This window comes from Mesorhizobium sp. 1M-11 (assembly GCF_001303895.1).
Taxonomy (GTDB): domain Bacteria; phylum Pseudomonadota; class Alphaproteobacteria; order Rhizobiales; family Rhizobiaceae; genus Mesorhizobium.
In genome coordinates this window covers 44857-59744 of record NZ_LJSD01000057.1, presented here as the reverse complement: position 1 = coordinate 59744, position 14888 = coordinate 44857, and the positions used below count along the sequence as shown (strand labels likewise).

The following is a 14888-nucleotide window of genomic DNA, read 5'->3' as shown; positions in this document are numbered from 1 at the left end:
CAGATATCAGCCTTTCAGGACCGGCTGCTGCCGGGAAAACCCTACCGCCGGCGCAGGCGCGCGCGACGCGGTTGCCGACGCAATGGTTGGGTGTGGCGCCATTCATCATCTTCGCGCTGATGTTCCTGATCCTGCCGACGCTATATTTGATCCTCGGTGCATTTCAGAATGCCGACGGCGTCTTCACCCTGGAGAATATTGTCGAGCTCGCACAGCCGACGATCCGCGCCGCCTACTGGATCTCCATCAAGGTCTCGGTCGCGTCGTCGCTTCTTGGCGCGTTCATCGGCCTTGCCATTGCCATCGCCATCGTGCGCGGAGGACTGCCCAACTGGACCCGCTCTGCGACGCTCACCTTCTCCGGTGTCGCCTCGCAATTCGCCGGTGTGCCTTTGGCTTTCGCCTTTCTCGCGACGCTGGGCCGTCTCGGTCTCGTCACCGTGCTTCTGCGTTCGGTCGGGTTCGATCTCTACCAGCACGGCTTCAACGTGCTTTCCTTCTGGGGCCTGACGCTCACCTATCTTTACTTCCAGATTCCGCTGATGGTCGTGATCATCACGCCGGCGATCGACGGTATCAGGAAGGAATGGGGCGAGGCCGCCGCCACGCTTGGCGCTACCCAGTGGCAATATTGGCGCATGGTCGTCATCCCGGTGATCTGGCCGAGTTTCCTCGGCACGGTCATTCTGCTCTTCGCCAACTCCTTCGGCGCGATCGCCACCGCCTATGCATTGACCGGTTCGTCGCTCAACATCGTGCCGATCGTGCTCTACGCGCAAATCCGCGGTGACGTGCTGCACAACGCCAATCTCGGCTATGCGATAGCGTTCGGCATGATCTTCATCACCGGGCTGGCCAACATCTTCTACATCTGGTTCCGGACCCGTTCGGAAAGGTGGCTGAAATGAAGTCTGGCAAGTTCTGGGCCTGGATCACCTTCATTCTGGGTGCCGCATATTTCTTCATTCCGCTGATCGCGACCATGGAGTTTTCCATGCGCATGAAGCGTGGCGAATATTCCTTCGAGGCCTACCGGGTCGTGCTCGGCGACCCGCGCTTCCAGGAGAGCTTCACTTTCTCTGTGGTTGCCGCCGTGTTCACCATCATCCTTGGCGTGCTGCTGGTGGTGCCGACCGCCTACTGGATCAGATTGCGCCTGCCGCAGCTTCGGCCGGTGGTCGAATTCGTCACGCTGCTGCCGCTCGTGATTCCTGCCATCGTCATCGTCTTCGGCTACATCCGCATGTATGGCTCGAATTCGCCGCTGCCGTTCCTGTCGAGCGACATCGGCACCAGTGCGCTGCTGGTCATCGGCTATGCGACGCTCGCGCTGCCTTATATGTACCGGGCCGTCGACACCGGCTTGCGGACCATCGATGTACGCACCTTGACGGAAGCTGCGCAGATCCTTGGTGCCGGCTGGACCACCATCATCAGCCGCGTCATCCTGCCCAATGTGCTGATTGCCGTGCTGTCGGGCGCATTCCTGACCTTCGCCATCGTCATCGGCGAATTCACCATCGCCAGCCTGCTCAACCGCCCGGCCTTCGGCCCCTATCTGCAGAACATCGGCGCCAACCGTGCTTATGAGCCAGCGGCGCTCGCCATCATCGCCTTCGTCATCACCTGGGGTTGCATGTCGATCATCCAGGTGCTGTCCCGTTTTGCGCCGAAATCGGCGAACCGCCCGAATTGAGCCCCGAGAAAGTCCAGCCCATGGCCGACCCGTTCCTTTCGATCCAGCATGTGAAGAAAACCTTCGGTCCCACCACTGTGGTCGAGGACTTCAACCTTGACGTTGAGCGTGGCGAATTCGTCTCCTTCCTCGGGCCTTCCGGTTGCGGCAAGACGACGGTGCTGCGCATGGTCGCCGGTTTCGAGGAGCCGACCGCCGGCTCGATCATCGTCGGCGGCAAGGACGTGACCCGGCTGAAGCCGAACCAGCGCAATGTCGGCATGGTGTTCCAGGCCTATGCGCTTTTCCCGAACCTCACTGTGGCGCAGAATGTCGCCTTCGGCCTCAAGGTCGCCGGCGTGGGGAAGGCAGAGAGCGACAAACGCGTGGCCGAGATGCTGGAGCTGATCAAGCTGCCGCAACTGGGCGATCGTTACCCCTATCAGCTTTCCGGTGGCCAGCAGCAGCGTGTCGCTCTGGCCCGCGCTTTGGCACCGAAGCCAAAGCTGCTTCTGCTCGACGAGCCGTTGTCGGCGCTGGACGCCAAGGTGCGCGTGTCGCTGCGCGACGAAATCCGCGCCATCCAGAAGGAACTCGGCATCACCACCATATTCGTCACGCACGATCAGGAAGAGGCGCTGTCGATCTCCGATCGCATCGCGGTGATGTATGGCGGCAAGGCCGAGCAAGTTGGTACGCCGTTCGAGATCTACAACCGCCCGGCCACCAAATTCGTGGCCAATTTCGTCGGCACGCTCAACGTGTTGGAAGCGGTGGTGAGCGATGCCGGCTCGGGGCGGGTGCGTATCAACGCCGAGGAAATCGGCCTCAAGGGCAAGCTTAACGGCTCGAGGACCGGCGACACGCTCTCGCTGGCGCTGCGACCCGAAGCGATTACGCTCGGGCCTCGCCCCGGTCACGATGCGACACTGTCCGGCGAGATCGCCGACGTGCATTTCCTGGGTTCGGTGATCCGTGTCAGGGTCGGCATCGGCGGTTCGAAGATCTCGCTCGACACCTTCAACAATTCCTCCACACCGCCGCCGAATGTTGGCGACAAGGCCGAAATTTCCTTCTCATCCGGTGACGTGCTGGTTCTGCACTGAGACTGTTTCGGGTTCTTTCAAATCCCTTCTGGTCCAAGATCTGATGCGCCGGCTGTACATTGCAGCTGGCTGCACAAAGGCGTATTCCGAGCGCGAGAGCTGAGCCGGGTAATGAATTTTCGTCCTGGTCCGGCGACACGCCTGGGCGTCCGAATGAAGGCGGACGTGCTGCCTGAAAGGGACCGGATACGAAATGAGCCTTGCCGTCTTCCTCCCCGTGCTGGCCGCTGCAGCCATGCACGCAAGCTGGAATGCGATGGTAAAGGTGCATCTCGACCGTTTCCTCTCAGTGACGGTTCTGACGCTGGGTATGGCGACGATGGCGCTGCTGGCCGTGCCCTTCGTTGAGTTCCCCAAGGCGGAAGTCTGGCCGTGGATTCTGGCCTCGACCATTTTCCACATGGGCTACAAGCTTTGCCTGATCGGCGCCTACAAGGCCGGCGATCTTGCCCAGACCTATCCGCTGGCCCGCGGCACGGCACCTTTGCTTGCCGCCATCGGCGGCATCTTCGTTGTGTCGGAAGTACCCGGGCCGCTGGCGATCGTCGGCATCGTGCTTCTGTGCGCCGGTACGCTGGTGATGTCGTTTCGCGGCGGTGGCCATCTGGAGAAGCTCAATCTCCATGCGGTCGGCTACGCATTGGCGACCTCCGTTTTCATCGCAAGCTATACGCTATCCGATGGCAGCGGCGCGCGCCTGGCCGCCAGCGCCTCGAGCTATGCCGTCTATCTGTTCCTCGCGGATGGCATCTGGTCGTTGATCCTGTGCCTGCTGGTGCGTGGGCCGCAATCGCTGCCAGCCATGGCGCGCGATTGGAAAGTCGGCATCATCACTGGAGGCCTGAGCGGCACGGCCTACTGGATCGTGATGTGGGCGATGACCAAGGCGCCGATCGCTTCGGTGGCTTCCCTGCGCGAAAGCTCGATCCTGTTCGCGATGCTGATCTCCGTCTTCGCCCTTGGCGAAAAAATGACGGTGTGGCGCAGTGCTGCCGCGCTTGGCATTGTCGCCGGCGTCGTGGCTTTGAGGCTGGGCTGAAGCAAGACCTACCGTGTTCAGCTTTCGCTGATCTCGAGATCGAAGACCATCAGTCCATCCGTGCCGCCTTCGAGCGCAGCGACCAGACGCGCCCCGGCTCTTTGGTGCGCCTCGTGCACCAGATAGGCATCGCGGGTGGCGGCATCGCTGAAATCAATGGTGAAGCCATGTGTGAACCCGCGCGCGAAGTGTTCGGGACTGACGTTGCCGTTGAAATGCACGGCACCCATGCCGTCTATCATGCCGCGCAACGCCGAAAGATCGGCGTGGATGGCCGATCGTTCCACGGTCGGGACATCGTCGCGGAATTTCACGAAAACACAGTGCCGGATCATGGTGTCTTCACGCGATCCTTTCCTGGGTCGCCGGATCGAAAAACACCGCCTTGGTCAGATTGAAGGTGAGCGGGGCGGTGGCGCCAGGCTTAATGCGAGCATCGGCACGCAGGCGAGCGACCACGCCCTTGCCGCCCAGATTGGTGACGGCGAATGTGTCGGACCCGGCAGGTTCGACCACCTCTATGTGACAGTCCGTGGTCACCAGATGTTTGGCGTTGCGGTCAGCGCCATCGGGGTCGGTCAAAGCTTCGGGGCGAATGCCGAACACCACCTCTTTGCCGCGATAGGCCGACAGAGCGCTCGATGCGCCGTTCAACGCCAGCGAGACGGGTGCCGCGCCGGCGCGGGCGAGCTCGACGGTGGATTCACTGCCACTCTGGCCGATGGTTGCCGGCACGAGATTCATGGCTGGCGAGCCCATGAAGTCGGCGACGAACATGTTGACCGGATTGTTGTATATCTCGGCCGGCGTGCCGAACTGCTGCAGGATGCCGTCCTTCAAAACTGCTATCTTCGTGGCCAGCGTCATCGCTTCGATCTGGTCGTGCGTGACGTAGACGATGGTCGTCTTCATACGCTGGTGCAGGCGCTTGATTTCGGTGCGCATGTCGATGCGCAGCTTGGCGTCGAGATTGGACAGCGGCTCGTCGAACAGGAAGACTTGCGGCTTGCGAACCAAAGCGCGGCCCATCGCGACGCGCTGGCGCTGGCCGCCCGACAGCTGGCTGGGCTTGCGGTCGAGCAGATGGCCGATCTGCAGGAGCTGCGCCACGTCGGCGATCGCCTTGTCGCGTTCGGCCTTGGGAATGCCGCGGATTTCCATGCCGAAGCCGATGTTCTCGCCAACCGTCATGTTGGGGTAGAGCGCGTAGGACTGGAACACCATGGCGATATCGCGCTTCGAGGGATGCAATTCGTTGACGCGTTTGCCGGCGATGCGGATCTCGCCACTGGTTATCTGTTCCAGGCCCGCGATTGTGTTGAGCAGCGTTGACTTGCCGCAGCCCGAAGGGCCGACCAGCACGAGGAAGCCACCCTCCTCGATACCGAGCGTCACGCCTTTCAGAATCCGGGTGGTGCCGAAGGATTTGTCGAGGTTGTCGATCTCAAGAAAGGACATTCTTGCTTTAGCCTTTCACGGCGCCGGCCATCAGGCCGCGCACGAAATAGCGTCCGGAGACGATGTAGACGATAAGGGTGGGAAGGGCTGCCAGGATCGCACCGGCGAAGTGGACGTTGTATTCCTTCACACCCGTCGAGGAGTTGACCAGATTGTTCAGCGCCACGGTGATGGGGATGGAATCGACGCTGGAGAAGGAAGAGCCGAACAGGAAGTCGTTCCAGATGTTGGTGAACTGCCAGATCACGGTCACCACGATGATCGGCCCCGAGGAGGGCAGAAGGATGCGCCGGAAGATCTGGAAGAACGATGCGCCATCGATCTGCGCGGCGCGCACCAGTTCCGTCGGGAAGGCTTCGTAATAGTTGCGGAAGAACAGCGTGGTGAAGCCGAGGCCGTAGATGGCGTGGATCAGGATCAGGCCGGGCACCGAGCCGGCGAGCCCCAGAAGGCCGAGGATGCGGGCAGAGGGTATCAGCACGATCTGGAAGGGAATGAAGCAGGCGAGCAGCATCATGCCGAAGACGATGTTGTCGCCTTTGAAGCGCCATTTGGTCAGCACATAGCCGTTCAGCGCGCCGAGCACGGTCGAGATCGCCACCGCCGGCACCACCATCAGCACCGAATTCAGGAAATAGGGTTTCAGGCCAGTCGGCGAGACGCCGATCTGCGCTGTCGACCAGGCCGACAGCCAGGGCGCGATGGTCCATTGCTGCGGCAGCGCCAGCATGTTGCCCTGGCGGATCTCGTCGAGGGGTTTGAGCGAATTCACCACCATCACATAGAGCGGCAGCAGGTAGTAGACCGCGAACAGGATGAGCAGCGCATAGATCAGCGCGCGGACGACGACGCCGTTGCGGGTGGCCACATCTTGAGAGGGGGCACTCATTTCTTCTTTCCCCCGAGTTCGGAGTAGAGATAGGGCACGATGATGGCGAAAATCATCATCATCATGATGATCGCCGAGGCCGCGCCCATGCCCATTTCGTTGCGGCCGAAGGTGAATTTCTGCATGAACAGCGCCGGCGTCCAGGTGGCGGTTCCCGGGCCGCCGTCGGTCATGGCCACCACGAGGTCGTAGGACTTGATGGCAAGGTGTGCGAGCACGACGAAGGCCGACAGGAAGACCGGGCGCATCAGCGGGATGATGATGCGGCGATAGATGACAAAAGTGGAAGCGCCATCGATCTGGGCGGCCTTGATGATCTCGTTGTCGACGCCGCGCAGCCCGGCGAGGAACATCGCCATGACAAAGCCGGACGATTGCCAGACCGCGGCGATGACGATGGTGTAGATCGCCATCTTGCCGTCCTTGATCCAGCGGAACGAGAAACTTTCCCAGCCGATCGACTGCATGACGTGCTCAAGGCCGATGCCGGGGTCGAGGAACCATTTCCAGGCAACGCCAGTGACGATGAAGGACAGCGCCATCGGATAAAGGTAGATGGGCCTGAGTAGGCCCTCACCGCGGATCTTCTGGTCAAGGAAGATGGCGAGCGCGAGCCCGATCACCGAACAGATGACGATGTAGAGGATGGAAAAGATCGCGAGGTTCTTCAGCGCCACGATCCAGTTCGGATGGTTGAACAGGCGCACATAGTTACTGAGACCGACCCAGGTCGAGAAATCCGGCAGCAGCTTCGAGCCCGAGAAGGACAGCACGGCCGTGAACGCGATGAAGCCGTAGACGAAGATCAGGATCACGGCGAAACTCGGCGCCAGCACGATCTTCGGCAACAGATCCTGCAAGGTGGCGCGGGGATTCGCTATGGCATTGCGCGCGGTCGCTGTGGCGTCGGCCATGGTTCAGCCTCGGTTCGGAAAGAATGGGTGCCCCGGCCGTAGCCGGGGCACGATGGACAGGCGATCAGCCCTTGGCTGCAGCAACCGCTTCGACCAGCGCGGCAGCAGCGGCCTTGGAGTCCAGCTCACCGTTGAAGTGGCGGGTGATCACGTCATACATGGCGTTCTTCACGGCAGCCGGCACGGCATAGCCGTGAGCCATCGAGCCGAACAGCTTGCCGGACGAGTTGGCTTCGGCCAGGTCCTTGATGCCCTTCTTGCCGCAATCGTCGAAGGCGGTGTCAGGCACATCGGTGCGCGCCGGCACCGAACCCTTCACCACGTTGAACGACGACTGGAAGTCAGGGCTCTCGATGTCGGACGCCATGGTGAGCTGCGCCGCCTTCTTGTCGTCGCCGACCTTGAACATCATGAACATGTCGGAGTTGAAGGTGACGGCCCCCTGGGTGCCCGGGAAGCGGATGCAGACGAAGTCGGAACCGGGCTTCTGGCCGGCCTTGAGGAATTCCCCTTTGGCCCAGTCGCCCATCATCTGCATGCCGGCCTTGCCTTCGATGACCATGGCCGAAGCCAGATTCCAGTCGCGGCCCGAGAAGTCCTTGTCGACATAGCTCTTGAGCTTGGCCATGCGATCGAAGGCTTCGACCATCTTCTCGCCGCCAAGGGCTGCGGGATCGTTGTCGATCATCGAGGCCTTGTAGAAGTCGGTGCCAAGCGAGAGTACCACGGCGTCGAAGATGGTGGCGTCCTGCCAGGCCTGGCCGCCATGGGCGAGCGGCGTGATGCCGTTTGCCTTCATCTTGTCGAGCACGGCGATCAGCTCGTCCCAGTTCTCGGGTGTCTTGCCGCCGGCGGCGTCGAGCGCCTTCTTGGAGATCCAGACCCAGTTCGTCGAGTGTACGTTGACCGGTGCCGCGATCCACTTGCCGTCATGCTTGGCGAAGTTCTGCAGCGCGGTCGGAACGACCTTGTCCCAGCCTTCCTTGTCGGCCACTTCGCCGAGATCGCCGACGACGCCCTGCTTGGCCCAGTCGGTGATGTCGAAGCCGAGAGCCTGCACGGCGGTCGGTGGATCACCGGCGGTGACACGGGCGCGCAGTGCGGTCATGGCTGCTTCGCCACCTCCGCCTGCCACCGGCATGTCCTTCCAGGTGACGCCCTGGCTTTCGAGCTTCTTCTTCAGAACGTCGAGCGCGGCGGCCTCGCCACCAGAGGTCCACCAGTGCAGCACTTCGACCGAGCCGCCGGCGGCATAGGTCGACGCCGCATAGCCGGCGGTGAGCGCCGAGCCGAGCATCGTTCCGATAAGCAGTTTGCGCAACATGAACTTCCTCCCTTGTTGCAGTCACATGACCGGCTGTCGCCGGCTACCTCCCAACTCAGTTCGCGCACCGGAGATGCGCGGACCGTGATGAAACCTGAATGTCTTCCCGGTGTAATTCCTCAGCCCGCGCTTGAGCCGGCTGGCCATCCCGATGCGCCCTCCCTGATCGCGTTAGGATGTCTGGAACGTTGTGAATCCGGTCGATCGCGAGCATCGATCGGAATTATTCATGGAGTATGATCAATTCCGAAATGCCTGGCAAGAGCGGCGTTTGATCATTCTCGCCTGATGCAGCACATCGCCTCCTTTGCTTCGCCAACAAACATTGATTTCACCGGTTCGCGAGGGCAGGCTGCTCCGACAAGGTATTGACTTGGGCAGTCCCTATAATTCTCATCACGCGCGAAGCGTCGCAGGGTCGACGCCGGACAAGAACCGCAGCCCGCCAAGATTGCATCGATGGCAAGCAACGCTCCGATCACCTTCGCCGTCCTGGTGTTTCCGCAGTTTCCGATGATGGCGTTCAGTTCGATCATCGAGCCGCTGCGCGCCGCCAACACGCTGGCCAGGAAGGAATGCTATCGCTGGATCATCGTCGGCGCCGACCGCAGGCCCGTCGAGGCCTCCAATGGCGTCGTCATCCAGCCGGGCTTTGGAGCAAGCGCCAATCCCAAGGCGGACCGGATCGTGGTCTGTTCCGGTGGCAATGCCGACCATCTCGTCGCGGCTGACGCCGTCGGCTGGATCCGCAAGAGCCTGCGTGGCGGCGCGCACCTTGGCGCCGTGGCCGATGCTGCCTTCTTTCTTGCACGTGCCGGCCTGCTCGACGGCCATGCCTGCACCTTGCACTGGACCAGCCAGGCTGCTTTCATGGAAGCCTTTCCCGAGATCGACCTGCGGCGCGATCTCTATGTCATCGACCGCCGGCGTTTCACCTCCGCGGGTGGCGTGGGCAGTCTGGATATGATGCTGGAGATCATTGACGGCGATTATGGCGCGGAGCTCGCCGCCGGCGTTGCCGAATGGTTCGTGCATAGTCCGCTGCGCTCGAGCGTCGACCGCAAGCTGATGCCGCTCAGGCTGCGCACCGGCGTGCGCAACGAACTGGTGCTGTCGGCCATCGCCATCATGGAAGATGCGGTCGAGGAGCGGCTCGCCATGGCCGATCTGGCGGAGCGGCTGAGTGTCTCGCCGGACCGGCTGGAGCGCAGCTTTCGTGCCGAACTGTCCACCTCGCCCAACAGCTATTATCGCCGGCTGCGCCTGAAGCGCGCGGCCGATCTGTTGGCGCATTCGACCCTTGCCGTGCGCGATGTCTCGCTGGCCTGTGGTTTTGCCTCGATGTCGAGCTTTGCCCGCGCCTTCCGCGAACAATATGGCCATACGCCGAAGGCAGCGAGACGGAATTAGCATAGCGGAATGTTGCACGATCCATGCGGGTTCCTGCGCAATTCCTGCAACCGGTTTGGCTCATTGTTCGAAGCCTTGGCATCAGCCCGAAAATCGGAATCGGTTTTCGGAAAGCACGATGCGTAGATGCAAAGGTTTAGAGCGTCCTTTGCGCGTTCCGATGAACGCGCGGCGCTCTCGGAGGCAGACATGAGCATTGTGGTTTTCGACCCCGACAGCACCGACGACGTCGATTTCAAGGATCGCATGCGCCATCCGGCGACCGCAGATCCCTCCGGCGGTATGTGGCTTTCCGACACCGAGCCGTCCTTCATCGACGCGGTGGCGCTGAGAAAAGAACGGCTCGAACGATTGCGCGGCTGGATGCGCGAGGCGGGCTATGGCGCCGTGGTGCTGTTCGATCCCTACAATCAGCGCTATGCCACCGGCTCGCGCAACATGTTCGGCTACTTCCTGCGCAATTCGACACGCTACTTCTTCATCCCGACCGAAGGGCCGATCGTGCTGTTCGAATATCCGCAGAGCTACCATGTCTCCATGGTGCTCGACACGGTCGATGAAGCCAGGCCCTCGAAGCTGGTCTGGTCTTCGGTCTCCGGCCGCGACGACGAGACGGCCGGGCCTTTCGCCGACGAGATCGCGGAACTTCTGAAGACGCATGGTGGCGGCTCGATGAAGCTCGGACTGGACCGTTGCAGCCACCTGCAGGCGCTGGCGCTGCAGAAGCGCGGCTGCGACGTGAAGGATTGCCAGGGTGAGATCCTGGCCGTGCGCGCGATCAAGACGCCGCAGGAGGTGAAATGCCTCGTCGCCTCGATGGCCGGCGCAGAGGCCGCCGTGTCGGCGGTGCGGGAGGCCATCAAACCCGGCGTTGCCGAAAACGAGCTCTTCGCCATCATGTATCATGAGGTGATCCGGCAGGGCGGCGAGTTCATCGAGACGCGGCTTTTGACCTCCGGCCAGCGCACCAATCCCTGGTTCAACGAAGCGAGCGGCCGCAAGGTACGGCCGGGCGAACTGGTGGCTCTCGATACCGATACGATCGGGTGCTATGGCTATTATTCGGATTTCTCCCGCACCTTCCGCTGCGGGCCGGGCAAGCCGAGTGACTATCAGAAGATGCTTTACCGCATGGCCTACGATCAGGTGCAGCACAACATTTCGATCGTGAAGCCGGGCATGCCGTTTCGCGAGATCGCCGAGAAGGCCTGGAAGATTCCCGACCGCTTCGTCGACCAGCGCTACACATCGGTCATGCACGGGGTGGGCATGCATGGCGAAACGCCTTTTATCGCGCATTCCATGGACTACGAAACCTATGGCCGTGACGGCATCATGCAGCCCGGGATGGTGGTTTCCGTCGAAAGCTATATCGGCGAGAAGGGCGGACGCGAGGGCGTCAAGCTGGAGGACGAGGTGCTGATCACCGAAACGGGGACGGAACTTTTGTCGCGCTTTCCTTATGAAGACGAATTCCTCGAGGGCCATGCTTGATGAAGTCGCCTGTTTCGATCCGGCGCGGTACGGCCGCAGCCGTCTTCATCGACCTGCAGGAAGAGCACCGCAAGGACAGCCGCTATCTGGTCGAGGGCTTTTCCGATCTGCTCGCCAATGTGCAGCGGCTGCAGGCCGCGGCACGGGCGAACAGCGTGCCGCTCTATCATTGGGCCTATATCGTCGATCTCGACACGCAGGATCGCCCGTTCCATCCGCTCGACGGAAACGGCAAGTCGGCTTTCTCCGGCAAGGACGATCCTTTGACGGCAATCTGCGTTGAAGTGGCGCCGGGCGATGACGAGACGCTGTTGATCAAGGCGCATGCCAGCGCCTTCCGCTCGACCGAAGCCGTCGAACTTCTCAGGGCGCGCGGTATCGAGTGGCTGATCGTTGCCGGGGTCTGGACCGAGGCCTGCATCGACGCCACGGTGCGGGACGCGGTGACCGCCGGCTTCCGCGTACTTCTGGTCAAGGACGCCTGCGGCAGCGGCAGTGCCGCCATGCACCAGACGGCGATCCTCAACCTTGCCAACCGCCTCTACGGCGGCGCGGTGACCGATACCGACACCGCTTGCCGGTTGATGGCGGGTGAAATGATGCCAGCCTGGCAGGTGGAGGGTTCCGTGCCGTTGCGTTTCACCTATGAGAATGCAGCCGAACTCTACCAATCGCTTTGAAAGATCGACGCGGCAGGAGCCGCCGGAACGCCTGACTGGACCTTGAGGACGATGGATCGCGGGAAATACGCGGCGCTGCTCGATCCGGAGTACTGGGCCTATATCGACACGGTGAATGCACGGCATTTCCCCGCGGTCGCCGACATGCCTGTCGAACAGGAACGTGCACTTTATGATGAGATGGCGGCCGCCTTTCATGTCGGCCGGCCTGCCGGCGTCGGAACCGAGGATGGCGTGATCCCGTTGGCGGATCGCGCCATCCCTTTTCGTTGGTACCGGCTGGATGGCCGCCTGCCGCAGGCGGCCATCCTCTATTTTCATGGCGGTGGCTTCGTGTTCGGCGGGCTGGACAGCCATGACGACATCTGCGCCGAACTGTGCGCGGAAACCGGCTTTGCCCTGGTCTCCATCGATTACCGCCTGGCGCCGGAACATGTTCATCCCGCCGCCTTCGACGACGCAGTGGCAGCTTTCGATTGGCTGGCGGCCACGACCAAGCTCCCGATCGTGTTGTGCGGCGAGAGCGCCGGCGGCAATCTGGCGGCCGCAGTGGCGCATGCGACCCGCAATCGGCCAAGGCCGGCGGTGGGTCAGGTGTTGATCTATCCGAGCCTTGGCGGCGATTCCTCGATGGGATCCTATGTCGAACATGCCGAGGCGCCGTTGCTGTCGACCGCCGATCTCGCTTTCTACGGCCAAGTACGCACCGATCATACGCCACGGCCGGACGACGCCACGCTGGAACCACTATGGGACAGCGACTTTGCAGGACTGCCGCCGACCGCGATCATAACCGCGGAATGCGATCCGCTGTCGTCAGATGGCGAAACCTATCGCGACCGCATTCTTGCCGTCGGTGGCAAGGCGGCATGGCTCAATGAAAAACGCCTCACGCACAGCTTTCTGCGAGCTCGCAAGAGTTCTCCACGTGCGGGCGAGGCGATGGCCGATATCGTCGCGGCGGTTACGGCATTAGGGAAGGGCCGCTGGCCGTATTGATCTCGCTGCAGTCGTTTCACGATCATGCCATCCGCCAGCGGGGGCGTCTCATCCAGCAACTGCGGAACAGCGCACAAGATTCACGGAAACCGGAACATTCCTGTTCCTGTCCCGGTCTTATCCTCTGCTCCTACCAAGAACGCCCGGCAACCATCAAAGCCACCAACAAGCCGGCGTCAGGCAGGGGAAAGCCATGATCAAGCTGATGTTGACCGACCGGCCGCTCCACCCACGCGCCGAACCGACCGCGCGCGACTTCAAGAAAGGCATGATGAACCGGCGCGAATATCTCGCTGCCATGGCTGCGTTTGGCGTGAGCACGGCCGGCGCTTTTGCGCTTGGCGGTATCGTGCCGACACCTGCCCGCGCCGAAGAGCCGAAGAAAGGCGGCGTGCTGAGGGTCGCCATGAACGTCAAGGGCTTCAAGGATCCGCGCACTTTCGACGGCGTCGAGATGTCGAACGTCGCGCGCCATTGCAATGAATATCTGGTGCGCTGGAACCGCGATTTCAGTTTCGAACCCTGGCTGCTGGAAGCCTGGGAGATGAGCGACGATGCCAAGACGCTGACGCTGAAGGTGCGCAAGGGCATCACCTGGTCGAACGGTGATGCCTTCAATGCCGACGACGTCATCCACAATCTGAACCGCTGGTGCGAGGCCGATGTCGCCGGCAATTCGCTGGCCGCGCGCATGGGCGCGCTGGTCGACGCCAATTCCAAGAAGGCGGTAGAAGGCGGCATTGAACGCGTGGATGATCACACAGTCCGCCTCAACCTGCCGAAGCCGGACATTTCGCTGATAGCCGGCATGGCCGATTATCCGGCGCTGATCATGCATCGCTCCTATCAGGGTGATGGTGATCCCAAGAAGGCTTTGGCCATTACCACCGGCCCGTTCGAACTGGTGAACTGGGATGCCGAAACCAGTGCCGAGGTCAAGCGCAAGGAGAAATGGTGGAAGGGCGAGGTCTATCTCGACGGCATCAAGTGGGTCGACTACGGCTCCGATCCGAGCCCGATGCTGTCGGCGTTCGAATCCGGTGAGATCGATACCAATCACGAGACCTCCGCCGATATCCTGTCGCAGACCGAGTCGATCGGGCTTGGCCAGTCCGAGATCGCTACCGGCTCGACCATCGTGGCGCGCTTCAACGTCAACAATGCACCCTATGACGACGTCAAGGTGAGGCGCGCGGCGCAGCTTGCCGTCGACAACAGCGCGGTGCTGAAGATCGCGCTGGACGATCGCGGCAAGCCTGCCGACAACCACCATGTCGGCCCGATGCATCCCGAATATGCCGATATTGGCCCTGCCGTGCGCAAGGTCGATGAATCCAAGACGCTGCTCAAGGAAGCGGGCAAGGGCGATCACGAATTCGACCTGATCTCCGTCGACGTCGAGTGGCAGAAATCGTCCGGCGACGCGATCGCGGCCCAGATGCGGGACGCCGGCCTCAAGGTGAAGCGAACGGTGCTGCCCGCCGCCACCTTCTGGAACGATTGGAGCAAGTATCCTTTCTCCTGCACGGAATGGCTCGGCCGGCCGCTCGGCGTCCAGGTGCTGGCGCTTGCCTACCGGTCGGGCGCAGCCTGGAATGAAAGCGCCTATTCCAACAAGGAATTCGACGAACTGCTCGACAAGGCGCTGGCGATGCCGGAGGCCAAGCAGCGGCAGGAGGTGATGGGCAAGATCGAGCAGAATCTGCGCGATGCCGGTATTATCATCCAGCCCTACTGGCGTTCCGTCTACCGCAGTTTCCGCAATGGCGTGCACGATTGCGAGCAGCACCAGGCACTCGAACAGCACTTCGAAAAGGTGTGGCTGGAGGGGTAGGGCGTTTTGCCCCCGCGCCCGTACGAGAGATGGGAGCGCTTCACTTGAAGCGCTCCTTTCAAGCCA

Annotated in this window: 13 protein-coding genes and 1 pseudogene; 9 read left to right on the top strand and 5 right to left on the bottom strand. The window is 61.8% G+C overall.

From position 1 onward, the window contains the following. The first annotated feature begins 119 nt into the window (after positions 1-119). The 4 genes from AO692_RS25275 to AO692_RS25260 all read left to right on the top strand — a co-directional run bounded on the left by AO692_RS25275 (position 120) and on the right by AO692_RS25260 (position 3820). The gene (locus AO692_RS25275) at positions 120-908 is read left to right on the top strand and encodes an ABC transporter permease subunit (protein ID WP_244483493.1); all 789 of its coding nucleotides are present in this window, start codon (positions 120-122) and stop codon (positions 906-908) included. Then, a complete protein-coding gene (locus tag AO692_RS25270) occupies positions 905-1696 on the top strand; it encodes an ABC transporter permease (protein WP_054312829.1) in 792 nt (263 codons plus the stop codon). The genes AO692_RS25275 and AO692_RS25270 overlap by 4 nt, the downstream gene beginning before the upstream one ends. Before the next feature lie 20 nt (positions 1697-1716). Further along, the gene (locus AO692_RS25265; RefSeq protein WP_054312828.1) at positions 1717-2781 is read left to right on the top strand and encodes an ABC transporter ATP-binding protein; all 1065 of its coding nucleotides are present in this window, start codon (positions 1717-1719) and stop codon (positions 2779-2781) included. A 193-nt stretch (positions 2782-2974) separates the two neighbouring features. Then, on the top strand, positions 2975-3820 hold the full coding sequence (locus AO692_RS25260; RefSeq protein WP_054312827.1) for an EamA family transporter: 846 nt from the start codon (positions 2975-2977) through the stop codon (positions 3818-3820). A gap of 17 nt (positions 3821-3837) precedes the next feature. Here AO692_RS25260 and AO692_RS25255 read toward each other — a convergent pair whose 3' ends face one another. The 5 genes and pseudogenes from AO692_RS25255 to AO692_RS25235 form a co-directional block, all read right to left on the bottom strand. Next, complete coding sequence (locus AO692_RS25255; RefSeq protein WP_054312826.1) at positions 3838-4155, bottom strand: Dabb family protein; 318 nt, start codon at positions 4153-4155, stop codon at positions 3838-3840. Between the two features lie 7 nt (positions 4156-4162). Continuing rightward, positions 4163-5278 (bottom strand): ABC transporter ATP-binding protein, encoded by a 1116-nt coding sequence (locus tag AO692_RS25250; RefSeq protein WP_054312825.1) that lies wholly within the window; start codon positions 5276-5278, stop codon positions 4163-4165. A 7-nt stretch (positions 5279-5285) separates the two neighbouring features. Continuing rightward, positions 5286-6167, bottom strand: coding sequence for a carbohydrate ABC transporter permease (locus tag AO692_RS25245; RefSeq protein ID WP_054312824.1), 882 nt, complete (start codon positions 6165-6167; stop codon positions 5286-5288). Further along, on the bottom strand, positions 6164-7081 hold the full coding sequence (locus AO692_RS25240; RefSeq protein WP_054312823.1) for a sugar ABC transporter permease: 918 nt from the start codon (positions 7079-7081) through the stop codon (positions 6164-6166). Before AO692_RS25240 ends, AO692_RS25245 begins: the two co-directional genes overlap by 4 nt. Before the next feature lie 64 nt (positions 7082-7145). Next, a pseudogene (locus AO692_RS25235) lies at positions 7146-8321 on the bottom strand (ABC transporter substrate-binding protein); the annotation flags it as partial. A 543-nt stretch (positions 8322-8864) separates the two neighbouring features. Between AO692_RS25235 and AO692_RS25230 the strand changes: the two are divergent. The 5 genes from AO692_RS25230 to AO692_RS25210 all read left to right on the top strand — a co-directional run bounded on the left by AO692_RS25230 (position 8865) and on the right by AO692_RS25210 (position 14822). Then, complete coding sequence (locus AO692_RS25230) at positions 8865-9815, top strand: GlxA family transcriptional regulator (RefSeq protein WP_054312822.1); 951 nt, start codon at positions 8865-8867, stop codon at positions 9813-9815. Between the two features lie 189 nt (positions 9816-10004). Further along, the gene (locus tag AO692_RS25225; RefSeq protein ID WP_054312821.1) at positions 10005-11309 is read left to right on the top strand and encodes a Xaa-Pro peptidase family protein; all 1305 of its coding nucleotides are present in this window, start codon (positions 10005-10007) and stop codon (positions 11307-11309) included. Next, positions 11309-11989 carry an isochorismatase family protein gene (locus AO692_RS25220; protein ID WP_054312820.1) on the top strand — a complete coding sequence of 227 codons (681 nt, stop codon included), beginning with the start codon at positions 11309-11311 and terminating at the stop codon, positions 11987-11989. Before AO692_RS25225 ends, AO692_RS25220 begins: the two co-directional genes overlap by 1 nt. A gap of 51 nt (positions 11990-12040) precedes the next feature. After that, positions 12041-12988: an alpha/beta hydrolase gene (locus AO692_RS25215; RefSeq protein WP_054312819.1), complete on the top strand. Its 948-nt coding sequence runs from the start codon at positions 12041-12043 to the stop codon at positions 12986-12988. Between the two features lie 196 nt (positions 12989-13184). Next, on the top strand, positions 13185-14822 hold the full coding sequence (locus tag AO692_RS25210) for an ABC transporter substrate-binding protein (protein ID WP_054312913.1): 1638 nt from the start codon (positions 13185-13187) through the stop codon (positions 14820-14822). The last annotated feature ends 66 nt before the right edge of the window (positions 14823-14888 follow it).